This is a genomic window from Mycobacterium sp. SM3041, from assembly GCF_039668335.1.
Lineage (GTDB): Bacteria > Actinomycetota > Actinomycetes > Mycobacteriales > Mycobacteriaceae > Mycobacterium.
The window spans coordinates 282,079-306,754 of the sequence record NZ_JAYXBQ010000001.1; the positions used below are offsets into that span (position 1 = coordinate 282,079).

Here is a 24,676-nt window from a genome sequence, read left to right on the forward strand (position 1 = left end):
GTGTTGCCGCGCGACTGGACACCCTGCCGGTCGCGTCGGCGCGAAACAAGGCGTCGTTGAAGCCGTTCCACCGGCTTGGCGTGCAGCCAAAGAGACGCATCCGCTCAGGGCCGATCAGATGCCCGTTTACACCGAGCCACGATGACAAACGGCGCTGTGCGCAGTCTCGATATATAGGCGGTGAATTCGCAGAGGAGCTTCAGTGATGGCTATTCACCACAGCCGCATACAGGTACCACGTGTCGTGGACGCGCCTGCTGATCGCGTGTTCGCGTTTCTGACCACGCCGGACAACCATGTTGTGCTCGATACGAGCGGCATGATCCTCAGTTCGGCCGACCATCGCCGCCTCAGCGAGTTGGGTGCGGTGTTCGTGATGAACATGCGAGCGGGCAACCGAGTCGAGAACCACGTCATCTGTTACGAGCCCGACCGTGCTGTCGGATGGGCCCCCGCCGAACCCGGCCAAGAACCTGCGGGTCACACCTGGATATGGCGGCTCACGCCGATCGGACCGGAGCGGACACTTGTCACTGAGACATACGACTGGTCGGCATTCCGACACACCGACATGCTGGAGCGCCTGCCGGTCATCGGCCGCGCGCAGATGGAAGAGTCGACGGAGCGGCTGGCGGAAGCGCTCTGCCGGCGTGGCGGCTCTTAGACCGCAACGCCGATGGCAGCCCATGGGGTGCCCGCCCGCGGCGCCATGCGAACATGGTGGCCGCGATCTTCGCGATGGGGCGGTAGCTCAGTTGGTTAGAGCCGTGGACTCATAATCCATTGGTCGCGGGTTCGAGCCCCGCCCGCCCTACTCAAAGCTGTATTACGTCGGCTGATGGCTGACATTTCTCTGTCGGGTGATGCCTGACAGTGTTTCGGCTGATGCTTTACACCTAATTTGGTTGATCGTTGACGCTCCCCGAGTGGGCCGAGACTGTGCAGGAGGGTTCGTCGCGGCGTGTCGGACGCTGGTTCCGGCTGTGTACCCGACCTGTCTCCCATACTGAAGAGCTACGACAAGAGGACGTAGCTGACTGTTGTCGTCAGTGCCACTGCGGCCTAGTCACCGTTAAGGTCCTGCTGCTCGCTGGGAGCCGGGCGGCGGGGTGCATACCGCAGCCAATGTGTGACGGGGAAGTCGGACACTCGGCCGCGGGAAACCTCGAAGTGGTGCGGACAAGGAGGTATGCAACGATGGCAAAGTCGAGTAGCACTCGAGTAACAAGCGCCAAGGTTGCGAAGCAAGCTTCGGCGATGCTGAGCAACCCGAAGACGCCGGCGAAGGCGAAATCCGTAGCCGCAAGCGCGTTGTCGCAGGCGAAGAGCAAGCGGAAGTAGTTCCGGTTGGTTCGGCCGACAGAGCCGGCTCCTCTGTTGGTTTCTGTGTCTGACGTTTCGAAGCAGCTTGGGTCGATCAACTACCTCACGGTACGAAGGGTGCCGCGACGGCAAGGAACTGAAGGCGGCTACGTCTGCGCCGGCGGACTCAACGACACCCGCCGTGTGACCCGTGCCGAACTGCCCCGACTGTCCGTCGCTTCGACTTCGATCACGGCGATGACGGGTTCGCCTCGTTTCAGTGCGCGAGCGGCCTTGCGCTGCGCGACGGGAGGAATCTCGACAGCAAGCGTGGCTTTGCGCAAGGGCGGCAGGTTCAGCATGGCGGGCCGCAGATGCAGTGTCCGGGGCTGGCGCATCCGGCGGGGGACGTCGATCTCGCCGGTGGCGATCACGTCGCAGGGCAGGCCGGCCGAACGCACTTGCAGAACCACCGAATCGCCAAGTGGCTGATTGCGTTCACCGCCGAGCCACAGCCGCACGTTCGGCAGCGTCATGCCGCCGACTTCCTCATCGCGACTTAGCCGCGATGCGATGGCAGCGCTGATCAACCTGCTGGTCAGCCCACCTTTGCGACGTGCCACGACGGTAACTTACGCCGGTTGGCAACGCTGCGAAGCCAGAACCGCGACGTCCACCGAGCTGGACATGCCACACAGGCTGATGCCGCAGAATTGGCCTGTGCGGGTGGCGGCGGTGGTGCGGAGAGCGAGTGTCCTCAGCGCTGCCGACCCCGGACGCATCCGGTTGCGCAGCGCAGCGGCGACCACCTTCTCGCTGCTGCTGGCGATCGGCGCGATGTTGGTGTTCACCCGTGCGGCCGGCCAGCCGGTGACGGTCGCGATGCTGGGCGCGGTGGTCGCGATGCAGGCCTCGGCCGCCGTGAAGGACCGAGACCAGCGCAGCCGCAACATCACGACGCTGCTGCTGTTCTTCCCGGCGATCGGCGCCATGGCCTTGGCCGCATTCCTGGTGCCCCACGGGAAGATCGTCGACGTCGGCTTCATCGCTGTGCTCTTCGCCGCGGTGTGGGTGCGGCGGTACGGCCCGCGCGGAAACGCGCTCGGGATGGTCGCCTTCATCTCGTACTTCTTCGTCATGTTCCTGCGGACCCCGGTGCATCAGATTCCGGTGTTGGCAGTGGCCGTTGCGGTGGGCATCGTGTCGTCACTGTTGGTGCATGTGCTGCTGTTTCCCGAACGGCCACGTGTCGAGGCACGTCGCCTCCTGTCGGCACTGCGTGCCGCGTCGCTCTCGACACTGGATGTCGCCACCCGGCGCGGCGAGGTGAGTGTCGAGGTCGCGCGGCACCAACTCGACCAGCTCGGTGAGACGGCGCTGCTCATCGACGACTGGCTCGATCGGCACGAGGCCGCCAAATCACTGAGCGTCACCAGTAAGGACCTGGCGCTGCGGGTTTTCGAGGCGCAGATCATGCTGGAGCAGGCGGCGTCGTTCCTGTGGTGGCTGGACCAGGACGAGCCGTGGCCCGACGGCCTGGTTGATGCGGTCGCGGCGCTGCGGATCTGCCTGGACAACAACCCCACCGAAGAACAGTTGCGGCAGGCCCGGCGGATGGGTGCCGCAGCGGCGGACAAGGCCGACCTTTCGACCTCGGCGGGCGTCGCGACCGTCACGGCGTACCGGGCGATGCAGGCGCACTTGGCAATTCACCACATCACCACCAACGCCCGCGGCATCAGCGACGACGATATCGCCGCCGCCGAGACCGACGGCGACGACGACCACGACACGCCTCAGGGGCTCAATCCCAGCACCAAGGCCGCGATTCAGGTCGCGGTGGCGACCAGTGCCGCAACGGTTCTGGGCAATCTGATCTCGCCCGATCGCGGATATTGGGCGGTGCTGACGGCCTTCCTGGTGTTCACGGGCGTCTCGACGCGCGGCGAGATCCTTTCGCGTGCCGGTCATCGCATCGTCGGCACCATCGCCGGGGTGGTGGCGGGCGTGCTGCTCGCCGCGGAGATCGGGCGGAACCCGGCGCTGCAGATCGTCGTCCTCGTGGTCTGCGTGTTCTTCGCGTTCTACCTGGCAACCGTCGCCTACTTCTGGTTGACCTTCTTCGTGACGGTCCTGCTGGCGATGTTGTATGGCCTCCTCGGCAATTTCAGTGCCCAGGTGCTAGAGGTGCGTATCGCGGAAACGGCAGTGGGAAGCCTGGTGGGTATCGCCTCCGCGTATTTCGTCTTCTCCACCAAGACCCGCGCCACGTTCGCCGAAAAGGTCACCGATTACCTCGATCAGATGGAGCGGGTGATCGACACCGCGGTGACGGCGGTACTGACCGCCGGCGATGCCGGCGATCTGGTTGTCGACACCCGCCGGATGGACAACTCGTTGAAGGCAGCAATCACTGCCGGCAAACCGCTCCAGATGGGCCCGGTCTCGGAACTGCGGCACGGGGTGCGGCGCCTGATGCGCGGATTGCAGGTCGCGAACCGTTCGGCGCATGCCCTGGCGCGTGCCGGGGTGACCGCGTCGCATGCCGGGCAGCCTCCCGATGGCGCCGACGCCGCGTTGCATCAGGCCGCCGCACGCGCCGATGAAGCGATAGCGCGGGTGCGGAGACTGATCGCCGGCGAAGACGTCGGAGCTGAGAAGCGAAGCGACGCAGCCGTATTCGATGTCGGGCTGCCGGAGATGCGGCCGGGCCCGGTGCGTGCGTCGGTGCGGGCGCTCAACATGCTGGATCGGGCGCTGACCGAGGTCACCAGCAGGGTCTGAGTCATGCGTCAAACCTCCGAGAATCGGGGTTGCCGTTTACGCATCTGAAAGCGGGGAATGCCGGTCGATGAGAGGAGTCGATCGATGTCACTGCGAACCCTGGGCAGGCACGCGTCAGCGCACGTCATCCGCTCCGTCGCGATCGAGGCACCCGACGGGGTACCGCCGGTGGACGTGCTGGAACAGCTGATCGGCGATGCGCGAATCGTCCTCATCGGGGAGGCGTCGCACGGAACGCATGAGTTCTACGCCGCACGTGCCGCGATCACGCGGTGGCTCATCCGGCAGAAGGGGTTCTGCGCCGTTGCGGCTGAGGCGGATTGGCCGGACTCCTACCGGGTGAACAGGTTCGTTCGTGGACTCGGTGACGATCGGTCCGCGGATCAGGCGCTGAGTGGGTTCGAACGATTTCCGGCCTGGATGTGGCGCAACGTCGTGGTCCGGGATTTCGTCGATTGGCTGCGCCGGTGCAATACCGAATTCGCCGATCGCAGCGGCAGGCCGGCCGGTTTCTACGGCTTGGACCTCTACAGCATGCACCGCTCCATGAGTGAGGTCATCGCGTATCTCGACAAGGTTGATCCGCGAGCCGCGGGCAGGGCCCGCGAGCGCTACGCCTGCTTCGACCATGTCGCGTCGGCCGAAGACGGTCAGGAATACGGCTATGCCGCGGCCTTCGGCGCGGGACGGACGTGTGAACGCCAGGCGATCGAACAGCTCTTGGATATGCAGCGCAACGCGGCGGATATCGCCAATCAGGACGGCCTGCTCGGTGAGGACGAGGCGTTCTACGCCGAACAGAACGCGCAGGCCGTTCGTGACGCCGAAGAGTATTACCGCACGATGTTCGGTGGCCGGGTGTCGTCATGGAATCTGCGCGACGAACACATGGCCCGCACGTTGAGCGCGTTGCTGGACCACCTGGACCGCGACGGCGCCAAAGACTCCAAAGTCGTTGTCTGGGCGCATAATTCGCATGTCGGTGACGCGCGCGCGACGGAGGTGGGTCGTGATGGACAGCTCACGCTCGGCCAGTTGGTCCGGGAACGGTATGGCCGTGAGTGCCGGTTGATCGGCTTCAGCACCTACGCAGGCACCGTGACCGCGGCGAGCAGGTGGGGTGGCGTCGCCCAACGCAAGGCGGTCCGGCCTGCACTCAGCGGCAGTGTCGAGGAGCTCTTGCACGCTGTGGGTGGCACGTCATTCTTCGTATCGCCCCTGCTCACTCGTCAAGCCGCCGAACCGCTTTCGGTGGCGCGCCTGAGCCGCGCCATCGGCGTCATCTACCGCCCCGAGACGGAACGGCAGAGCCACTACTACCACGTGCGTGCCGCCGATCAGTACGACGCGATGATCCATATCGACCGGACCCGGGCGCTGGAACCGCTCGAGCCGACCAGCGTCTGGCACGAAGGGGAAACTCCGGAGACGTATCCGAGTGGGCTCTGAACCGGTACCCGGATTCTGTTGTCGCCCAATGCTGTCAGCGCGGCTCCCCGCCGGTGGACCGCCGGCACCACTGTGGGTGCGGCGGCCACCGTCGAGTCGCATCAGGTGAACGCAGCCCCGTAGGACGCCGCGCCGATCACGAACGTGAACACCAGGTAGATCACGAGCACCACGGCGCCGGCGATCGCACCCCACGTCGCCCACTTCTTGGCCTCGTCCGCGGCAGTCTGCGCGGCTTGGAACTGGCCCTGGGCCCACAGACCCGACACTTGAGTCGCCTTGACGATCGACACGATGCCGAACGGTAGGCAGCAGAAGATCGTGACGAGGATGCCCAGCACCAGGTTGTTGTTGGGCGGTCCACCTGCGGGCGGAAGGCCGCCGGCGGGCGGCGGAGGGTAGTTCCCTGGCGGTATCTCAGTCATTGCAGCCTTTCGTTGTTCCGGTCACTACTCGGTAGGACGTCCGTCGTCGGACGCGGTCAGCGGTGACCGCTTCGGCACGCTACGGCGCACCGATTGGAATCCGTTTGGGACGCCTACCGGGCAAGGACACAACGCCGGGACGGCTACCGATCCCAATATTGCAGCGGTGAGCGGTGGCTGCGGTTACGGGAGCGGGTGGACGACCGTCAGCCGTGCAGCCCGTTCTTGATGGCCAGGGCCTGTTTCTGGCCGACGTCGAGCACGAAGTCGGACGGCGGGGTGGCGTCCTTGGGTCCGTCGAATTCGAGGGTGACGAACGCGCGGCCCTCGGTGAACAGCACGACGGTCACCGATTTGGAGTCGTCGGGCGAGTTGCCCGACACCGAAATGCCGCCGCTACCAATCTCGATCGGTGCGGGCGTACCGCCCACCACGCTGCCCCCGAGCGTGGCTTTGGCTGCCTCGAGCGCCGCGGTGGCGGCGGCGGGGTCCGGCAGGATCAGGATGGTGTCGCCGACGACGTGGGTGCGGTCGGCGTTGCCGAACGACGTTGCGACACCGGGTTTACCGCCCGGGTCCGGTACGGGCGGGGTTGCGATGAATTCCTCGGGTGCGACGAGGTCGGTCGCCTTGATCAGCAGCGCCGAGTAGTCGACGGGCTGGGCCGGAGTGGAGGCGGTCGTCGACGTGGCGGCGCTCGACGACGTCGCCGACTTCGACGCGGCGGGTGGCGCAGAATCCTTGCTGCATCCGGTGATCGTCACGATCACCGCCGCGCTGACCGCAACCGCGCCGCCGGCCACCCTCATGCGAGAGCTCATCGGTTTCACTCCTCTCCGGCCCCCGCCGTCAGTTCAGCGGACCGTCCGGCATCGGGGCGTTGCAGCGCGCGCGGAAGTCGGCCGCAGGCTGGCGGATACCCTCGATGTCGGTCTTCACCTGCGGGTTCGCATCCATGTACGCGGTGATATCGGTCCGCATCTGATCCCGAGTCTTGCCCTTGAGACCCGTGAAGAACGCATTCACATCGGGGTGCGTGAACAGGTACGACGCGGTTGCGGCGTTCACGCCGGACATCACGTTCGCGAGGTCGCCGGCAGTGCAGTCCGGCGGGTCGGCAATGGCGGTCGTGGCTGTGCCGATGAACGTCGCACCGGCGATCAGGCCGGCACCGATGATGTTGCGGATTCTCATGTTTGGTTGCTCCTCGAGGTTGTCGAAATAAAGGGATCAGCGACGCGGACCGATACCGCCACCGCCGCCGGGGCGCAGCGGCGGGCGCGGGGGCAGGGGCACGATGACGTCCACGCCCCAGCCGTCGTCGCAATACCAGGGATCAGCGCAGTACGACGGGTAGGCCGCGCTGGGCGGCGTGGGGCCGCCGCCACGAACGTCACCCTGTGCGCACACGGTGGCGTATCCGGCGCCGGTGCAGTCGGCCGAGGCCGGCGCTGCCGCACTGAGGCCGATGGGCACAAACGTGAGCGCCAGACCCAGACTCAGGGAGCGCTGCTTCAGTCGCATGGTCTTCTTCCTTCGAACGGCTGGCTCGCGGTGGTCGGCACGGTGCCGGTGCGCGGAACCGGTGTCGGCTGAGCATAATTGGGCGTTGCCGCTCAAGAAGCGGTTGCGCGATTATTGCGTTGTTTAGGCTGTGTTAATCCTTGGTGCGGTTTGCTGAGCGACCGGGCCACAATCGCCGCGCGAAGCATGGCGGCGGTGGTACCGTCCGTCCCGTCGAGTATGCGTGACGAAGGGGTCAATATGAGCGAGAACAGCCAGGATTGGACCAAACCGGCGGCCATGGCGATCCCCAAGGAGGGCTACTTCGAGGAGGTGCGGGGCCGCTACGGCCCGGTGTTCCCGAAGACGCCGGCCTGCTACGGCTTCTCAATCATCGCGAAGGTGAAAGAGGGCCGCGAGGAAACGGTCAGAGCGTACGGCAAGACCATCGAGGAGACCATCAAGGCGAGCCCGGATGCGTTGGCGCCGCTGCGCTTGCACTACCTGCGCTGGAACCTGTTCGACGTGGGCTCGGGTCTGCACTTTCAGTACATGGGCATCTTCGACACCGATTTCGACAAGTACACCGAGGACGCGGTGGCCTTGTTCAGTGCGACCGGCATCACGACGGTGTTCACCAATCTCGAAGGCTTCCCGGAGGATTGGAAGACCAATACCGAGGCATTCATCAAGTTCGTCCGGGAACACCAGCAGCCGAGCTTCCTGGAGTACGGCGAGTATCCCTACGTGACGGCGGACGAGATCAAGAAGGCGTTGCGGCTCAAGGCGGCGTTCTCGACGATGCTCGATCAGATGCAATGACCGATACCCCACTGGGTGCGGTCCGTGCCTACATCGATGCGTTCAACGCCAACGATCCGGATGCGATGTCGGCTGCCTTCGCTCCCGATGGGGCGATCCTCGATGGCATGGCTCCGCACCTGTGGGTGGGGCCGACCGCGGCGACGGACTGGCATCGCGATGTCGTCGCCGAAGGAGCCCATCTCGGAGCCGCGAACTACCGGGTCACCCTCGGCGACCCGCTGCACGACGAGACCTCCGGCGACAGTGCGTACGTGGTGGCCCCGGCAACCATGACGTTCGACCTCAACGGCGTCCCCGTGACCCAGACGGGAGCGGTGTTCACCGTGGCGCTGCGCCGACTTCCGGACGGCTGGCGAGTCGCGGCATGGGCTTGGGCGAAGGGGCAGCGCACACCGTGACGGGCACTCCCAACCTGGAATTCGACGATATTCAGCACATCCTGCTGACCCGGACCCCTGCGCTCACCGGGCGCTACGAGTTCCTGACGTTCGACACCCCTGAAGGTGGCCGGGCATGGCTGGCAGAGATGCAGGACAAGGTGCAGTCGGCGACCGACGCCAAGGCCACGATGGACGAGTCCGATCGTTGGGTCACGTTGGCGTTCACGTGGAATGGCCTGCGCGCGTTGGGCGTGCCCGAGGAGTCATTGGCGACGTTTCCCGATGCGTTTCGGGAGGGTATGGCATCGCGGGCCGCCATCCTGGGTGACGTCGGGCCCGCGGCACCGGAGCACTGGGTCGGCGGGTTGGCCGGTGACGACCTGCACGCCATCGCAATCCTGTTCTCCCGCACGGACGAACAGAATGCGAAGTCCATCGCGGCGCATGACGACCTGCTCGCACGGACCGACGGCGTGCGCAGCCTGTCGTATCTGGATCTCAATGCCACGCCGCCGTTCAACTACGCCCACGACCACTTCGGATTCCGGGACCGGTTGTCGCAACCGGTCATGAAGGGATCGGGGGAGGAGCCGACGCCGGGCTCGGGCGACCCGCTGGCGCCCGGGGAGTTCATTCTCGGGTACGACGACGAGAACGGGCCGGTGGTGGATCTGCCTCAGCCCGAGGTGCTTTCGCGCAACGGCAGCTACATGGCGTACCGACGCCTCGAGGAGCACGTCGCCGTCTTTCGCGAGTATCTGCGCCAGAACGCGGACAGCCCGGAAGGTGAAGAGCTGCTGGCCGCCAAGTTCATGGGCCGGTGGCGCAGCGGCGCCCCGCTGGTGCTGGCTCCGGACAAGGACGACCCCGAGTTGGGCGCGGATCCGATGCGCAACAACGACTTCAACTACAAGGAAGAGGATCCGTTCGGCTACGCCTGTCCGCTGGGGGCGCACGCACGGCGGCTCAACCCGCGCGATACTGCGCACTACATGAATCGCCGCCGGATGATCCGGCGCGGCGCGACGTACGGCCCGGCACTGCCCGACGGCGCACCGGACGACGGTGTCGACCGCGGTATCGCGGCCTTCATCATCTGTGCGGATCTGGTGCGCCAGTTCGAGTTTGCGCAGAACGTCTGGATCAACGACAAGGCGTTCCACGAACTCGGCAACGAGCATGATCCGATCTGCGGTACGCAGGACGGCACGCTCGACTTCACCGTCCCGAAACGGCCGATTCGCAAGGTGCACAAGGGACTTCCGGCCTTCACCACGCTGAAGGGCGGCGGTTATTTCTTCCTGCCGGGTATCGGCGGCATCCGTTACCTGGCGTCGCTGGGGGACTGAGACTTCTCCGCGGCCGGCGTGGGCCGATGTTGTGCAGCCACGTGGGCCCATGTTTCGCATCCGACGGTCGGGGAACCCATCCAGTGGCGGCTGGATGGCTCGGCCGTCGCGAAACCACGACCGGAAAGAGGAGCTCATGGGTAAGAGCGGTCCGGAAGAAGCTGCCAAAGGTCTCGTCGAAGGCATCAAAGGCAAGGTGAAGACGTTGCTCGGTGCGCTGATCGGCCGCGACGACCTGTTCCGTGAGGGCCAGGCGCAGCAGGACAAGGGCGAGGCTCAGCGCGACGCGGCGAAGCGGGAAGCCGAGGCGGAATCCGCCCGGGCGGCCGCAAAGGCGGCAGAGGCGCGGGAGCGCGCGAACCAGCAGGATCAGTAGTTGGCGCTACATCGGAGAGGCGCACGTATGACTTCATTCGGCTACACCTTGATGACTGAACAATGCGGCCCGAAAGAGCTTGTCAGACATGCTGTTCGGGCCGAGGAAGTGGGCTTCGACTTCGAAGTCTGCAGTGACCACTACTCGCCGTGGCTGGTCTCGCAGGGGCATGCGCCGAACGCCTGGGTGGTGCTCGGTGCGGTTGCGCATGCGACCAGCCGGGTGGAGCTCTGTTCCTACGTCACGTGTCCGACGATGCGGTACCACCCGACCGTCGTCGCACAACAGGCGGCGACGGCACAGATTCTGGCGGACGGCCGGTTCCTCCTCGGGCTGGGCACCGGCGAGAACCTCAACGAACACGTGGCGGGTCAGGGCTGGCCGGCCTACGAGCGCCGGCTCGACATGCTGTGCGAGGCGACCAAGATCATCCGCCAGCTCCTCGACGGCGCGGTCGTCAACCACAAGGGCGAGTACTTCCAGGTCGACTCCGCGCGACTGTGGGATCTGCCGGCCGATCCCGTCCCGATCGGCATCTCGATGACGGGGGAGAAGGCCGTCGGGCAGTTGGCTGACTTCGCCGACTTCATGATCGACGTGTCGCCCGACAAACCCATCGTCGACCAGTGGATCCATGAGCGTCGGGTGCAGGGCCTGGACACGACGGGACGCGCGGTGGCGCAGTTGCCGATCTGCTGGGACCGCGATCGCGACAAGGCAGTGGCGCGTGCGCACGAACAGTTCCGGTGGTTCGGCGGTGGCTGGCCGACGAACGCGGAACTGCCCAACCCCAAGGCTTTTGATGCCGCGACGCGGTTCGTGCGACCGGAGGACGTGGCAGAGCAGATTCCCTGTGGCCCGGACATCGACGCCGTCGTCGAGGCCGTCAGCGCCTATCGGGACGCCGGCTTCACCGATATCGCACTCGTGCAGATCGGCGGAGATTCCCAGGACAGCTTCTTCGATGAGGCGGCCCCGGCGCTGTTGGCGGCACTGCGCGCCGACGCCGCCTGACGGGCGTCGTGACGCGGGGCGCAGCACGGTCTCACGACGATCGGGCGCGACACGCGCACGGCGCGCCAACGTGCGCGACATGTGATGCAGCCGTATCCAAAATGTGACGCGTGTAGACCAGTGTGATCAGAGTGGCCTGAGGGCAGTCAGGCCATTCAGTTCGTGGTTGGGAGCGTCCAATGATGTCTACAGCTCGCAAGGTGGAACGCATCGTCGCGCAGGTCACCGCCGCCGTCACCCGTCGTCCGTCCGACGACCAGGCCTACCGGGCCGAGATGGAGCGCCTGGTCACCGAGCAGGAACTCGCGCTGCTGACCAGTAGGTAGTTCTCCTGGCCGTCAGCGGAAGACGCTGAGCAGCGTCCGGCACAGGAACGGCAGGTTCGACAGCGGGATGAACTGCACGAGAGTGCGGCACACGTTGGGCGCTTGAGCCTGTCCAGCCGCGCTACCGCATACCGGCCATGCGCCGATTCCCTGTGTCTTCATGACATTTCGGGCCACGCGGATCTGTTCTCCGCGGCTGGCCGCCGCCGGTGAGCCGGTGCCGCCGTTGGCGGTCCAGGTGCCGGGGCTGAATTGGAGCCCGCCGTAGTAGCCGTTGCCGGTATTGGCCGACCAGTTGCCCCCCGATTCGCACTGGGCGATGGCGTCCCAGTTGGGTTCGGCGTTTGCCTCGGAGATCGCCAACGACAGTTGGGAGATCGCGAGGACGCCGGAGATGGCGACCGCACGAACAAATAGGTGCCCGCTCATACCCACCTCGATCCTGTTGTGCGAACGGCCTGATTCCGCTCGCAAAAATGGTTCGCAATTGACGCATGGTGCTGTCTATACAGACGTTAAACCTGATAATCAGCTGTGCTAATGGGGTAATTGTTATTCTTCGAGTAATTTTAGTGTTTCTGCATATTTCTGATGCAGAAGCGACGGCACTGACTGTTGTTACTGGGCGTGTCGCTGCAGGTCAGTGAGTTGTTACGTGAGTAGTGTTTACCGTGTGGTTATAGGCACTGCTGGGGCCTGTGATTCTTTTGTTATTAGTGATTCAATCGCGCTCAGTGATGCAATTGTTATTGAAGTGATCTGAGTTACCAATCCACATTAGAGTTTCCTATGTGACAGCTGTGACTACTGTTACTAGAGTGAATTGGACTCCAACGTTCGTTCGGCATGGTCCTGGCGTCCCGAATCGGCCGGGCGCAAACTGGTCACAAGGCCGGAATCCGGCATGGCAACGAATGCCCGAGCAATGACGAGTGCAATGAACGCGATGAACAAGACAGCGCGGCTGGCCGCCGGACTGTCGGCGGCTCTCTGCGCCGGATTCCTCACGGCGCCGGCCGCGACCGCCGACCAGCCGGCCACCTGCCAGAGCCGGCACGTCGACGGCGTCGAGGAGGACGTCTGCGTCGGCATTCCGGGACAGGCCGGCGGCGCCAACCCGCGCGACCTCTATCCGGGCGTCGTGCCGGAACTGTATTTCGGGGTGGGGATCGGCTAGCCCGAAGCTCACGAGCCTCATGCGGTCAGCACAGCCGGCGCACAGCTACCGCCACCATCATCGAATTCTGTGACGACGACGCTCCTTGCCGACGCCTCCGGCGGCCCCGCCGCTCCGACTCTTCCGCCCGTTGTCGCCCCCAATCACCACGGACTGTCCCTGCTCTACGGCTGGCTGCCGGTCACCATTCAGGTGATCGCCGCGATCGTGTTGCTCGTCGCCATCGGCTGGCGGGGCCGGCGGTGGCGCTACCTGTGGCTGCCGGTCTGCGCAATTCTCGGCATCGCGGCCGCCGCATGGGCGAACTGGTTCACCACATCGCAAGGCCTGGCGGGGAACCCGGCGCCGCCGGCCCTGTGGATCTGGGTGGGCCTGTCGGGCCTGGCGCTGGGCGTGCTGATACTCGGCTGGCGCGGCACCCCGTGGTGGCGCCGCGGCGTCGCGGTCCTCGCCGTGCCGCTGTGTGTGCTCAGTACCGGCGTTGCCCTCAACGACTGGGTCGGCTACTTCCCGACGGTGCAGACCGCGTGGGGCGAGCTCACCGCCGGCCCGTTGACCGACGAGACCGAGATGTCCAGCGTCACCTCGATGAAGGCCGCCGGTGTCGTCCCGTCGCACGGCGCGGTGGTCGAGGTGGACATCCCGGACACCGCATCGGGCTTCAAACACCGCACCGAGATCGTCTACCTGCCGCCGGCATGGTTCGCGCGCAACACCCCGCCGCTGCCGGCTGTGATGATGGTCGCCGGCGAGTTCAACACCCCGGCGGACTGGCTGCGCATCGGCAACGTCGCCAGCCTCTTCGACAACTTCGCCGCGACCCACGGCGGCAACGCGCCGGTGTTCGTCTTCGTGGACGCGGGCGGTTCGTTCAACAACGACACCGAGTGCGTCAACGGCCCGCGCGGCAACGTCGCCGACCACCTCACCAAGGACGTCCCGCCCTATCTGGAATCCACGTTCGGCGTCAGCGCCAAACCCGCCAACTGGGGCGTCGTGGGCTGGTCCATGGGCGGCACCTGCGCGGTGGACCTCTCGGTGATGCACCCCGAGCAGTTCGGCACGTTCGTGGACATCGCCGGGGACATGGGACCCAACGCGGGTACCAAGGAGCAGACCATCGCCCGGCTCTACGGCGGCAGTGAAGCTCAGTGGGCGGCGTTCGATCCGCGCACGGTGATGGCCAAGCACGGTCCTTATCAAGGTGTTTCGGGCTGGTTCGCCATCTCGTCGGATGCCCCGACGCAGTGGAAGGGCGCCAAGGCGCACCCCGATGCCATCGGCCTCGGCGGCCGCGACGGCGCCGGCAACCCGGGCGACCAGACCGAGGCCGGGAAGACGCTGTGTGCCCAGGGGCGTCAGCTGGGCATCGACTGCGCCGTCGTGGCGCAGCCGGGCAAGCACGACTGGCCGTTCGCCGTGACGGCGTTCCAGACCAGCCTGCCGTGGCTGGCGGGACGCGTCGGCACTCCCGGTGTGCCGGTGACCGGGTTCCCGGCGGGATCGACGACCCCCGCACCGCCCGCCGGCCCGGCCGCGACCATCGCGGCCGGAACAAACCCGGGCAAGTAGACGTCGAATGTAACGCCGAGCCCGTCTAAGTAGATGGACTCGGTGAGACGTTGCGACACAGCAGGGAGTCGATGCGCGATGGGTACTCGAACCGATAAAACCGATAACAAAAATTCTGGCCAGGCACGCCGGCAGAGCCGGCTCGTGGGAGTCGTCGCCACTGGTGTGGTGACGACGTTGACCGCGCTCACCGTGGGCGCGGCGCCGGTGTCTGCCAAACCGAGCAGTGATTCAGACAGCTCGAGCACCACCACGCTGGTGCCGAAGCCGCCGCGGCAGGATTCGTCCGCTGCGCAGGACGGCTCCCGTTCCGGTGGCGGCTACGGGCAGGACGGCGGCCAGCGGGGACGCAAGCAGCGCGAGCAGCCGGTAGAGGCAGAGGCACCGAGCCGGCCTGTTCCCGCCGACGTTCCCGCCGTTCAGGCCAAGCCGCCGGCCGATCCGCCCGCGGCGCCCGTCACCCCGGTGGCGCCGGTGATCGCCGCTCCGGAGAACAAGGCTCCGGAGAACAAGGCCCCGGAGAACAAGGCACCGGAGAAGACGCCGCAGGCCCCGGCGACCACGACGCCGCCGGTCGAGACGCCTGTCGTCGCGGCCCCGCCGTCGCACACCGAAACTCCCGCGCCGACCACCAAGGTCACCAAGGCGCAGGAAGCGCCTGTCGACCCGACCACGCCGGCGCGGCCGTCGACCGCCGTCGCCGAGCCCGACAAGTCGGCGCCGTCCGCCACCTCGGTGACGCAGGGCCCGACCACCGCGCTCGCCGAGCGTCCGGCGCCGGCCGGTGCTGTCGATCCGGATAAGTCGACGGCACCCACGGATCGCACTGTGGCAGAAGGCAAGCCGGTCGCCGGTGTCGAGGGCCAGCTCGGTGAGCGCGTCGAGGCCGGGCCGGGACGGGTCGAAGCCTCGGCCTCCGCGTCGGCCACGGTGACGGCAGGTTCGTCGAAGTCGGCGTCGCCGTCGACCGCAGCGGCCCGCGAAGTCCGCGACGTGAAGCCGATCGAGCTGCTCAAGCCCGAGACGCTGACCGCTCCGGTCGAGGACATCGCCACCGCAAAGGCCGCCGCAGCGGTCGACGTGAAACTGCCTGCGCCGGCCCCGGTGCACGACGTGGCCGATCTCGCCAAGGTCGTCAACGTCGCCAACTTCCAGTTCGACAGCCGCGCCGACTGGAACCTTCGTGACAACCGGCGGGACTGGGACCGTCGCGACGACCGGCCCATGGGCCGGGACTGGGACAACCGCGTGCGGCAGTGGCGGCCGGACTGGGTGCAGTACGACGATTACTACCGTCCGGTGCTGTTCAACCCGTACCGCGACCCCGTGCGGGTGGTGTACGTCTACCGGAACGCGCCGCGCATCGTGTACATCCCGCCGCTGCAGCGCATCGTCATGGAGGTCGCCGACCTTGCGGCGTACAGCTTCACCGCGGTCGTGGTGAACGCCGTCAACACCGCCGTCAACGTGGCAGTCGGCAGCTTCTTCGGTGGCGGTTACTACCCGGGTGTCGGCGTGCCGCTGCCCCCGCCGCCTCCGCCGGTGCTGAGCTACGCGAATGTGCCTGTGCAGGTTCGCTATTCGGATGCGGTCTACCAGCCGTTCCGGGTGCAGCGCATCGTCGACGCCGGTGACGACGTGCAGTACGGCGAACGCCGCGTGCTGCTCGACGGTGTCACCCCGGCCTGGGGTCAGTGGACCCAGAGCCCCAGTGGCGAACGGCAATTCGAGGTGCACCGGACGCAGCAGTTCCCGGGCCTCGACGAGCCGCGTGAGGCACCCCTGCCCGGTGACTACAACCTGCAACTGGTCAACGACCAGAAGGGGCTGGAGAACCCGAACAAGGCGCTGACCATCGCCGCGGTGACCTGCGGCGTGCTGAGCCTCGGTGCGGTCGGCCTGGCCGTCTACATCGGGCGCCGTCGCCGCGAGGTGGTCTGACGTTGTCCCCGCGGTCAGTCGCGCTGCTCGAGCCGGCTGCCGCGGGGAAACGTGATCGACATGATGTCGCTGGGACGTGACAATGCGATGCGGTGCCACGTCCCACTCGGCACCACCATGGCGTGCCCCGTCGTCAGCGTGACGCCGGGGCCGTCTTCGGCAGCACGTAGGAACAGCCGAATCTCCCCGGCGAGGCAGACGACGAGTTCGTCTGCATCCGTATGGATTTCCCAATAGTCCGCATGCACCTCGGCGTCGGTCTCCGCGTGGAATGTCATGACGTGCCACCCCGGCTCCCCGGAGCCGAACGTGCGCTCGGCCGGTTCGATGCGGCCGTCGTCGTAGAGATGGACGAACGCGGCGAACAGGTCGACGGCGGTGGTCATGCGGACACCGGCCGCAGGCCCGTGGTCAGGCCGCGGCGCAGCGCGCCGCTGATCTCGGCGAGCTGGCGCGCGGAGACGTCGGCACCGAGGATCACCTGAGATCCGTGGAATGTGCCGGGCCACTGGTGCAGTTCGACGGACACGCCGGCCTGCAGCAGCCGGATCCCGAATTCGAGCGCTTCGTCGCGGTTGGGGTCGAACTCCGCGGTGGCGAGGTAGGTGGGCGGTAGCCCGGACAGCTCGTCGGCCCTGGCTGGTGCCGCGTAGGCCGTCGCCGGTCGGCCGCCGAGATAGTGCCGCCAACTGGCGGCGACCTTGGCGCGTGTCATGAAGACGGTGTCGGTGAAGGTGCGGGCCGACCAGCTGCGCTGACGGTCGTCGAGCGGTGGCTGGTTCAGCAGTTGAAAGGCGATCCGGGGACCACCCTCGTCACGTGCCCGCAGCGCGGCCGCGGCAGCCAGGTTGGCGCCCGCCGCATGACCCCCGACGGCGATGCGGCCCGGCTCGACACCGAGCAGTGACGCATTCGAAGCCAGCCAGGTCAGTGCCTCGTAGACGTCGTCCAGCGCTGCGGGATAAGGGTTTTCGGGTGCGCAGCGGTAGCCGACGGACACCACGACGGCGTTGGTGGCCTTGGCGATGCGCGCGGCCCAGGGGTGCTCGGTGTCGAGATCGCCCATGACGAATCCGCCGCCCCGCAGCCACAGGATCGCGCCGCCCGGTTCCGCGGGTTGGTACAGCCGTACCGGAACGTCGGGGCGGCCGGGAACACTACGGTCGCTGATCTGCAGGCCGGCGGTGTCGGGAGCGGGCACGGCGGCGGACAGTTCGGCGAGCCGCCGGCGGGCGGCCACCGGGTCGTCCAACTCGGCTTTCGGGAACAGCGACAGGAAGGGCTGCAGCTCGGGGTCCATGCCATCACGATGGCGGCCCGGTGGGGCGGTGTCTTGGAGGAATGTTCCCGCGGACTACTGCCACGCCACGGGGTCGACGTCGAGCCACGGTGCCTCGGCCACACCCGCCGGCGTCAACCCCGCGAACAACCGGGCGTCACGGTGCAGGTGGGACTGGTCGGCATAGCCGCAGGCGCCGGCCACCTCGGCGGGCGCGGCGCCGGTCGCAAGGCGGTGCGCGGCGTCGTCGAACCGGATCAGTTGCGCGGCCCGCTTGGGTGGCAGGCCGATCTGCGCGCCGAACCGATGCCACAGTCGCTTGCGGCTCCACCCGATCTCGTCGGCGATGTGCTCGATGCGGACCTGTCCACGGCTGCGCACCATCGCGTGCCACGCCGCGGCGACCTCGGGGTCCACGGCGGGCCCGGATTCGCGGCGCCGCGCCAATTCCGTTGTGGCGATGGCGAACCGCTCGTCCCACGACGCTGCCGTGTGCAGCCGGTCGCACAGCCGCTCGGCGGCGCGGCGGCCCCAGACCGCGTCGAGGGACAGCACACCGGTGGGGTCGCACTCACCGAACACCGTGTGGGCGAGTGTCGGCGACAGCCGGATCTGGAGGCAGTCGACGTTGTGGCCGACAGCGACCACGGTGCCGGGCGTCAGGCCGACGACCCCGCCGCCGGTCCGGCGTGCGCCTGTGGCGTCGACGAGTACACCGTCGCCGAACTCGATGAACACCGTCACCGCGGGGTAGGGCACGAGCTGCAGCGCGAGCTGCGACGGCGCCCGGCCGCGGAAGCCGGCCATGGCCAGCCCCGGCTGCCGATGCGCCGGAATTGCGAGGTCCCACACGGCGGCACTCAGCCGCAGCGTGCTCGCTTCCATGTCTCGATGGTAGGCGTGGCGCGGGCTTGCCGAGGGTTCTCGACACAGCCGAATCCGGACTCCGTAAGGTGACTCTGTAACAGCGTTACGGAACGCCGGATCAGCAGAGGTGGACAGTTGAGAACCGTATTGATCGACGCCCCCGGGAATGTCTACGTCGACACCGTGCCCGACCCGGCGCTGCCTGGGCCCGACGGCGCCGTCGTCCAGATCACCACGGCGGCCATCTGCGGATCGGACCTGCATTTCTACGAAGGCGACTACCCGTTGGCCACGCCGCTGGCGCTCGGTCACGAGGCCATCGGCACGGTCGTCGAGGTGGGTCCGGAGGTGCGCACCGTCAAAGTCGGTGACCCGGTGCTGATCTCGTCGGTGGCCGGTTGCGGCCACTGCGTGGGCTGCGACACCAAAGACCCGATCACCTGTGTATCGGGCCCGCTGATCTTCGGCTCCGGGGTGCTCGGTGGCGCGCAGGCCGAACTGCTCGCGGTGCCGTCCGCCGATTTCCAGTTGCACCGGCTGCCAAGCGATCTCAGCACCGAGGCCGCGCTGCTGCTGACCGACAACCTGGCCACCGGCTGGGCGGCTGCGCAGCGCGCCGACATCCCGCCCGGCGGCACCGTCGTCGTCTTCGGCTTGGGTGCGGTCGGCCTGTGTGCCGTGCGCTGCGCCATCGCGCAGGGTGCGGGTCAGGTGTTCGCCGTCGATCCGGTCGAAGGGCGCCGCGAGACGGCCGCGCGCAGTGGCGCCACCGCGATCACGCCGGAGCAGATCGGCGCCGTCCACGAAGCGACGGGCGGCAGGGGAGCGGCCGCCGTCATCGACGCTGTCGGCAACGACACCACCATGAACGCGGCGCTGGCCACCGTGCGCGCCGGCGGCACGGTGTCCGTCGTCGGCGTGCACGACCTCAACCCGTTCCCGTTCCCCGCGACCCTGTCACTCATCCGCAGCATCACGCTGCGCATGACCACCGCGCCGGTGCAGCAGACCTGGCCGGCATTGATCCCGCTGCTGCAGTCGGGCCGGCTCGACGTCGACGGCATCTTCACTCACGCCATGTCGCTCGATGACGCGCCGAAGGCCTATGCCGCGGTCGCGGCACGGACCGCGGACTGCATCAAGGTCACGCTGACCCCGTAGTGATGATGGCCAATCAGGAGACCCTGGACCTCGCGCTGCCGCGGCTGCGCATGCGGGCGCTGGCGTGGGGGCCGGCCGACGGACGATTGATGTTGTGCCTGCACGGTTTTCCGGACAGCGCACATGGCTGGCGCCGGGTCGCCCCGCTGCTCGCCGATGCGGGCTACCGGGTTGTGGCACCCTTCATGCGCGGCTACGCGCCGAGCGGTGTGCCCGCCGACGGCAACTACCACGTCGGCGCGCTGGTGTCCGACGTGCTCGACCTCTACGACGCGTTGGGCGGCGGGCCCGACGCGGTGCTGGTGGGGCATGACTGGGGCGCCTTCGCCGCCAATGCCGTTGCCGCGTATCAGGATTCGCCGTTCGCTGCGGTGGTGTCGATGTCCGTCCCGCCGCTGGCGGCAATGAGCCAGGCCAAGTTCGGCCCGGCCCGCACCGCCCGGATGGGCCTGATCCAACTCCGAATGAGTTGGTACATCATGTACTTTCAGCTCCCCAGCCTGCCGGAACGCACGCTGCACCGGGTCATCCCGCGACTCTGGCGCGACTGGTCGCCGGCCGGCACCGACGTCGCCGCGGATGTCGCGACGACGCTCGCGGCGCTGCCGACGCCCGAGCACCGTGCGGCCGCCGTCGGCTACTACCGGGCGCTGGTTCGCCCGGGCAGTGTCGGTGGGCCGTACGCCGAGTTCGAACGCTATCTGCGGGAGCTGCCGTGCGCGCCGATCCTGTACCTGCACGGTACGGACGACGGCGCCATGCAGGTGGGCTACACCGAGCAGCTGCTGACGGCGCTGCCGGCCGGTTCGGTGGTCCGAACCATCGACGGGGCAGGGCATTTCCTGCAGGTCGACCGTCCGGCCGACGTGGCCGCGGCGATCTTGAGCTACGTCGGGCGCAGCTAGGCGGCGCCGTCGCGGTGCTCGCGACCCTGACAACAGGGTGATTTTCTACGCCGGTTCCGCCACCTGGTCAGGGCCGCGGAACCGGCGGCCGGCATGTGCCCCCTTCAATTACATCGTGTCATTGACAACGCGTAATTATGGGCGCAAGCTGGTGCCATGACCACGACAAAGCGAATTGTCTTCATCGGTGCAGCCGGCGAGATGTGCCGCGTCGCCATCGAACGTTTCGCCACGGCGGCCGGCGACGGCGGCTGGGCGCTCGAGCTCTACGACATCCGGCCCGAACTCCTGCACGACTTCGCGGCGAAGCTGCCCGGCACCGCGACGGTCGGCTCGTTCGACCTCTTCGACGGCGGCGCGTTGCGCCGGGCCATCGAGGGTGCCGACCTCGTCGTCCTCGGCGCGGGGCCGTACAACCGCACCGCCGAGCCGGTGATGGCCGCCTGCATCGAGAAGAAGGTGCCCTACCTGGATCTCGACGACGACGAGGCGAGCACCCGCGCGGCGCTGGCACTCGACGCCAAGGCGAAGGCCGCGGGCGTGCCGATCCTGATCTGTTGCGGGGCCTCACCCGGATACACCAACGTGATGACGGCGGACGCCGCTCGCGACATGGATGTTGTTGAGCGCATTGACATCTGCTGGGTCACCGGCGACGAAGGACCGGTGCCGTATGGCCGCGCGGTGCTCGACCACGCGATCCGGGGCTTCGCCGGGCCGTGCTGGACCTGGGAAGGCGGCCGCGCCGTGCAGCATCAGACGTTCATCGAGAACGACGTCTTCGACGTCGGCAACTCACTCGGCGATGCCTACCGGTTCTACGAGTGCGCGCATCCGGAAGCGGTGACGTTGCCGCGGCGCTGGCCGGGCGCCGACCGGGTTCGCGTGCTGGGCGCGCTCGACCCGCCACCCACGAACGGCATCATGCGCGGCGTCGCAGTTGCCGTACAGGACAACAAGATCACCATGGACGAGGCCATCGACTTCGTCAACGACCTGCTGACCGACAAGACCGGCTCGGTCAAGGTGTGGCGGCACGCGCTGTCCGGGCTCTGGGGCACCATCCGTCGCGGCGAGATCGGGGCCGTCGAGGTGCTGAAGTTCATGGCGACATCGGCGGCCAAGAAGCACCCGCCGTTCCGGGGCACCAACTACGTGCGGGTGACCGGCACCCGCGATGGGCAGCCGGTGGTTTCCGTGCGGCGGGCGCCGGTGAGTGGGCCGGGCACCCCGTGGACCACCATGGCGTCGCTCACCGGATCGGCCACCGCGGCATTCATGCTGTTGGCACTCGATCAGTTGGGTGAACGGTCGGGAGTCCTGGCACCAGAGGACTGGGCGGACCCGGAGACGTTCTACCGCGCGCTGGCGGCGACCGGCCGGGCGCCGCTGCACCAGGTGGTCGAGGCAGTCGTCACGCCGAGCACCGCGGTGACCTCCCGCAAGGCGGTCTCGGCATGAACCTGTTGACGGAAACCGGTTGGGCCGAGGTACCGGTCGGCGAACCCGCGCTCGCCGGCGAGGTGACATGTGATGTCGCGGTCGTCGGGGGCGGCGTCGGCGGGATGACGGCAGCCCTGCGGCTCGCCGAGTCCGGTGCCGACGTCGTGCTGCTCGAGGCACAGACCTGCGGCTGGGGCGCCAGTTCGCGCAACGCCGGCTATGTCACCAACTCGATCGCCGCCGACCCGGCGCTCCTGGCACTGCTGTTCCGGCGGGAAAAGGTCCGCGCGCTGTTCCAATTCGCCGAATCCGCAGTCGAATTCACCGAGGAAGCCATTGCGCGCCGGGGCATCGACTGCGACTTCGAGAAGGTCGGCATCGTGCAGGCCGCCGTGTCGAAGGGGCAATTGCGCAAGGCTCGCCGCAACGCGAAGATCATGGCGGAGGCCGGATCGTCGGCCGAATTCGTCGAAGGGCCCGCGGCGGGCTTGCCGGACGGGTTCCTCGGCGGCATGCGCGAGGGCATCGGCGGCACCCTGAACCCGGGCAAGTACGTGCTCGGTCTCCGTGCCGCCGTCTTGCGCTCGGGGGCAAGGGTTTTCGAGCATACGGCCGTGCAGGACGTCGATGCGAACCCGGCCGGGGTGACGGTCCAGACCGCAGGCGGTCGGGTCCGCGCCAAGCAGGCGCTGCTCACCACCAACGCCTACGGCAAAGACCTCGCCGTCACGCCGCGGCGGCTGGTGTCGCCGGTGTGGACCTCGCTGGTGGAGACCGAGCCGGTCGCACCGGAACGGCTCGATGCCATCGGCTGGACGAGTCGTGCACCGCTGGTGACCGCCCACATGATCCTGGAGAGCTACCGCGTGACCCCCAGGAACACCATCGTTTTCGGCACCCGCCGGCTGGAGACCACCAACGGCCCGCTGCGCGCGCGGACGCCGTCGGCGCCCGTCGTCGACGACCTCGTGCGCGGCTTCCGGGAACGCTTCCCCGGACTGAGCGATGTTGCGCCGCGACGGGCGTGGGGCGGCTGGATCGGCATGAGCTCCACGTGGCTGCCGGTCGCCGGAGAAGCGGCGCCCAATGTCCTGTATGCGTTGGCGTGCAACGGACATGGCTTCGCCCAGGCACAGTATGTCGGCAGCATGCTCGCCGACAGGCTGTCCGGCGCACCCGTGCCGGACGACCTCGCGACCATCTGGCACGAGGGCCGATTCTGGCCCAGCTTCGTCAGCCAGCCGGCGCTGACCCTCGGCTGGTTCGGCGACCGGGTTCTCGACCGTCTGGCCCGGGTGTAGCCATGGACGTCATCGGCGCGCTGTTCGTCCTCGCGGACCTGCTCATGATCTTCGCCGGGTTCACGTACGGGTGGAAGTTCATCCGGGGCCATGGGAACTACCTGCTCGGCCTCGAATGGATCATCGTCGCGACCTCCGGGGTCAACTTCCTGCTCTACGCGGTGCTGCGGCTGAGCCAGGACAGCCCGAGTTTCCACGTCGCGATCTTCTTCGACGCGTTCTCCCGGTCGGTCGGCATCACCTTGATCCTCGTGTTGGGGTTGATGGCGGTGACCCACGGGTACCAGCCGTCGCGCGCCGTCGACATCGGTGTCTTCGCGCTCGCCGGTGCGGTCGGTCTCGGCCTGACGTTCTACGCGCTGCGGACGGCGTCGCCCGTCACTCACCACATCGGGTTGGCCGGCGCGGTGTTCCTGGTCGCGGTCAACGTCCTCACGAGCCTCTTCCTCGTCTATTTCGCGGCCCGGCTGTGGCGGGCGGGGGAGCGCAAACATGCGCTGCTCGTCGGCGCCGTCACGGCGATGGGAGCCGTCATCGCGGCGACGTACGACTTCTATGACGTCCCCGGTGATGATCCGAACCGGACGATCTTCTACACCGCGGCGTTGACGACGTGGGGGCTGCAGTTGATCGTCTACTACTACGCCTACCGCGCACTGGACAAACACAATCGAGCGGTTGTGATGAACTAGGGACACGATGAGCAGACGTCCGAAGCACGACCCCAAAGAGTCTGAACGCGAGATCCTCGTCGCCGCGGAGGAGTTCTTGCGGGAGCGGCCCTTTCGCGAGATGACGGTCGACGCCGTGATGAGCCGGACCGGGCTCAAGCGGCCGGCGTTCTACGTGCACTTCCGCGACCGCCACGACCTGGCCCTGCGCGTCGTCGAGCATCTGGGGATGGAGATCGGAGAGATGGTCGACCGGTGGCTCGTGGGAACCGATCTGGTCAATGACGCGCGGTCGGCTTTCCGGGGCCTGACCGAGGTCTACGCGCAGCACGGGCGCGTCTTGCGTGCGCTGTCGGATGCGGCGGGCTCCGACGAGAAGGTCGAGGCCGCATACGCACAACTGATTCAGCAGTTCATCGACGCCACCGCCAAGCGCATCGCCGACGACCAGGCGGACGGGAAGATCAAGGCCGGCCTCGATGCGGTGGAAACCGCGCGGGCCTTGGTGTGGATGGACGAACGCTATCTGACACAGTCGTTTTCGGTAGAGCCGCACCCGGATCCCGATGTCGTCGTCGAGGTGCTGTACAACATTTGGATGGCAGCGTTATACGGACCGCGGTAGT

Annotated in this window: 25 protein-coding genes, 1 tRNA gene and 2 pseudogenes; 19 read left to right on the plus strand and 9 right to left on the minus strand. The window is 67.3% G+C overall.

What is annotated here, in order from left to right:
• Positions 1-205: 205 nt before the first annotated feature.
• Both VXD91_RS01230 and VXD91_RS01235 read left to right on the plus strand, forming a co-directional pair.
• Entirely contained in the window at positions 206-664 is a 459-nt protein-coding gene (locus tag VXD91_RS01230) for a polyketide cyclase (RefSeq protein ID WP_318985283.1), read from the plus strand.
• 76 nt (positions 665-740) lie between these two features.
• Positions 741-814 (plus strand) — tRNA-Ile (locus tag VXD91_RS01235).
• Between the two features lie 655 nt (positions 815-1,469).
• Here the strand turns inward: VXD91_RS01235 and VXD91_RS01240 are convergent.
• Positions 1,470-1,838, minus strand: a complete 369-nt coding sequence (locus VXD91_RS01240; protein ID WP_346414417.1) for a hypothetical protein — start codon at positions 1,836-1,838, stop codon at positions 1,470-1,472.
• Positions 1,839-2,004: 166 nt separating this feature from the next.
• Here VXD91_RS01240 and VXD91_RS01245 point away from each other — a divergent pair, with 166 nt between their 5' ends.
• Together VXD91_RS01245 and VXD91_RS01250 are read left to right on the plus strand one after the other, a co-directional pair.
• Positions 2,005-4,086: an FUSC family protein gene (locus VXD91_RS01245; RefSeq protein WP_346414481.1), complete on the plus strand. Its 2,082-nt coding sequence runs from the start codon at positions 2,005-2,007 to the stop codon at positions 4,084-4,086.
• A 114-nt stretch (positions 4,087-4,200) separates the two neighbouring features.
• Positions 4,201-5,535: pseudogene (locus VXD91_RS01250) on the plus strand (erythromycin esterase family protein); the annotation flags it as partial.
• A 101-nt stretch (positions 5,536-5,636) separates the two neighbouring features.
• Here VXD91_RS01250 and VXD91_RS01255 read toward each other — a convergent pair.
• The 4 genes from VXD91_RS01255 to VXD91_RS01270 form a co-directional block, all read right to left on the minus strand.
• Positions 5,637-5,960 carry a CD225/dispanin family protein gene (locus VXD91_RS01255; RefSeq protein ID WP_029105914.1) on the minus strand — a complete coding sequence of 108 codons (324 nt, stop codon included), beginning with the start codon at positions 5,958-5,960 and terminating at the stop codon, positions 5,637-5,639.
• Between the two features lie 206 nt (positions 5,961-6,166).
• A complete protein-coding gene (locus tag VXD91_RS01260) occupies positions 6,167-6,781 on the minus strand; it encodes a hypothetical protein (RefSeq protein ID WP_318985280.1) in 615 nt (204 codons plus the stop codon).
• Positions 6,782-6,809: 28 nt separating this feature from the next.
• Entirely contained in the window at positions 6,810-7,154 is a 345-nt protein-coding gene (locus VXD91_RS01265; protein WP_212812209.1) for a heme-binding protein, read from the minus strand.
• A 36-nt stretch (positions 7,155-7,190) separates the two neighbouring features.
• The gene (locus VXD91_RS01270) at positions 7,191-7,484 is read right to left on the minus strand and encodes a hypothetical protein (RefSeq protein WP_064860199.1); all 294 of its coding nucleotides are present in this window, start codon (positions 7,482-7,484) and stop codon (positions 7,191-7,193) included.
• 240 nt (positions 7,485-7,724) lie between these two features.
• Between VXD91_RS01270 and VXD91_RS01275 the strand changes: the two genes are divergently transcribed.
• The 6 genes from VXD91_RS01275 (at position 7,725) to VXD91_RS01300 (ending at position 11,733) form a co-directional block, all read left to right on the plus strand.
• Positions 7,725-8,285 carry a hypothetical protein gene (locus VXD91_RS01275; RefSeq protein WP_346414418.1) on the plus strand — a complete coding sequence of 187 codons (561 nt, stop codon included), beginning with the start codon at positions 7,725-7,727 and terminating at the stop codon, positions 8,283-8,285.
• Positions 8,282-8,686 (plus strand): nuclear transport factor 2 family protein, encoded by a 405-nt coding sequence (locus tag VXD91_RS01280; RefSeq protein ID WP_346414419.1) that lies wholly within the window; start codon positions 8,282-8,284, stop codon positions 8,684-8,686. Before VXD91_RS01275 ends, VXD91_RS01280 begins: the two co-directional genes overlap by 4 nt.
• Entirely contained in the window at positions 8,683-10,017 is a 1,335-nt protein-coding gene (locus VXD91_RS01285; RefSeq protein WP_346414420.1) for a peroxidase, read from the plus strand. The genes VXD91_RS01280 and VXD91_RS01285 overlap by 4 nt, the downstream gene beginning before the upstream one ends.
• A gap of 136 nt (positions 10,018-10,153) precedes the next feature.
• A complete protein-coding gene (locus tag VXD91_RS01290) occupies positions 10,154-10,393 on the plus strand; it encodes a CsbD family protein (RefSeq protein WP_318985278.1) in 240 nt (79 codons plus the stop codon).
• A 27-nt stretch (positions 10,394-10,420) separates the two neighbouring features.
• Complete coding sequence (locus tag VXD91_RS01295; RefSeq protein WP_318985277.1) at positions 10,421-11,407, plus strand: TIGR03557 family F420-dependent LLM class oxidoreductase; 987 nt, start codon at positions 10,421-10,423, stop codon at positions 11,405-11,407.
• 179 nt (positions 11,408-11,586) lie between these two features.
• On the plus strand, positions 11,587-11,733 hold the full coding sequence (locus VXD91_RS01300) for a hypothetical protein (protein ID WP_318985276.1): 147 nt from the start codon (positions 11,587-11,589) through the stop codon (positions 11,731-11,733).
• A gap of 123 nt (positions 11,734-11,856) precedes the next feature.
• On the opposite strand, the pseudogene VXD91_RS01305 reads toward VXD91_RS01300, so the two are convergent.
• Positions 11,857-12,066: pseudogene (locus tag VXD91_RS01305) on the minus strand (transglycosylase family protein); the annotation flags it as partial.
• A 613-nt stretch (positions 12,067-12,679) separates the two neighbouring features.
• Here VXD91_RS01305 and VXD91_RS01310 point away from each other — a divergent pair.
• The 3 genes from VXD91_RS01310 to VXD91_RS01320 all read left to right on the plus strand — a co-directional run bounded on the left by VXD91_RS01310 (position 12,680) and on the right by VXD91_RS01320 (position 16,423).
• Positions 12,680-12,910, plus strand: coding sequence for a hypothetical protein (locus VXD91_RS01310; RefSeq protein WP_318985275.1), 231 nt, complete (start codon positions 12,680-12,682; stop codon positions 12,908-12,910).
• Positions 12,911-12,979: 69 nt separating this feature from the next.
• Positions 12,980-14,482 (plus strand): alpha/beta hydrolase-fold protein, encoded by a 1,503-nt coding sequence (locus tag VXD91_RS01315; RefSeq protein ID WP_318985274.1) that lies wholly within the window; start codon positions 12,980-12,982, stop codon positions 14,480-14,482.
• Positions 14,483-14,626: 144 nt separating this feature from the next.
• Positions 14,627-16,423, plus strand: coding sequence for a hypothetical protein (locus VXD91_RS01320; RefSeq protein WP_346414421.1), 1,797 nt, complete (start codon positions 14,627-14,629; stop codon positions 16,421-16,423).
• A 14-nt stretch (positions 16,424-16,437) separates the two neighbouring features.
• Here VXD91_RS01320 and VXD91_RS01325 read toward each other — a convergent pair whose 3' ends face one another.
• Genes VXD91_RS01325 through VXD91_RS01335 form a run of 3 tightly spaced genes read right to left on the minus strand, consistent with a single transcriptional unit; the run spans position 16,438 to position 18,587 of the window.
• Positions 16,438-16,809, minus strand: coding sequence for a cupin domain-containing protein (locus VXD91_RS01325; protein WP_318985272.1), 372 nt, complete (start codon positions 16,807-16,809; stop codon positions 16,438-16,440).
• Entirely contained in the window at positions 16,806-17,723 is a 918-nt protein-coding gene (locus tag VXD91_RS01330; protein WP_346414422.1) for an alpha/beta hydrolase, read from the minus strand. Before VXD91_RS01330 ends, VXD91_RS01325 begins: the two co-directional genes overlap by 4 nt.
• A gap of 54 nt (positions 17,724-17,777) precedes the next feature.
• Positions 17,778-18,587 carry a helix-turn-helix domain-containing protein gene (locus VXD91_RS01335; protein WP_318985270.1) on the minus strand — a complete coding sequence of 270 codons (810 nt, stop codon included), beginning with the start codon at positions 18,585-18,587 and terminating at the stop codon, positions 17,778-17,780.
• Positions 18,588-18,704: 117 nt separating this feature from the next.
• Here VXD91_RS01335 and VXD91_RS01340 point away from each other — a divergent pair, with 117 nt between their 5' ends.
• From VXD91_RS01340 to VXD91_RS01365, 6 genes are all read left to right on the plus strand, one after another.
• Positions 18,705-19,730, plus strand: coding sequence for an alcohol dehydrogenase catalytic domain-containing protein (locus VXD91_RS01340; RefSeq protein WP_346414423.1), 1,026 nt, complete (start codon positions 18,705-18,707; stop codon positions 19,728-19,730).
• Between the two features lie 5 nt (positions 19,731-19,735).
• Positions 19,736-20,635: an alpha/beta fold hydrolase gene (locus tag VXD91_RS01345; RefSeq protein ID WP_346414424.1), complete on the plus strand. Its 900-nt coding sequence runs from the start codon at positions 19,736-19,738 to the stop codon at positions 20,633-20,635.
• Positions 20,636-20,791: 156 nt separating this feature from the next.
• Positions 20,792-22,096 (plus strand): saccharopine dehydrogenase NADP-binding domain-containing protein, encoded by a 1,305-nt coding sequence (locus VXD91_RS01350; RefSeq protein ID WP_346414425.1) that lies wholly within the window; start codon positions 20,792-20,794, stop codon positions 22,094-22,096.
• Positions 22,093-23,379, plus strand: coding sequence for an FAD-binding oxidoreductase (locus tag VXD91_RS01355; RefSeq protein WP_346414426.1), 1,287 nt, complete (start codon positions 22,093-22,095; stop codon positions 23,377-23,379). Before VXD91_RS01350 ends, VXD91_RS01355 begins: the two co-directional genes overlap by 4 nt.
• Before the next feature lie 2 nt (positions 23,380-23,381).
• Positions 23,382-24,071, plus strand: a complete 690-nt coding sequence (locus VXD91_RS01360; RefSeq protein ID WP_346414427.1) for a transporter — start codon at positions 23,382-23,384, stop codon at positions 24,069-24,071.
• A 7-nt stretch (positions 24,072-24,078) separates the two neighbouring features.
• Entirely contained in the window at positions 24,079-24,675 is a 597-nt protein-coding gene (locus VXD91_RS01365) for a TetR/AcrR family transcriptional regulator (RefSeq protein WP_346414428.1), read from the plus strand.
• Position 24,676 lies beyond the last annotated feature (1 nt).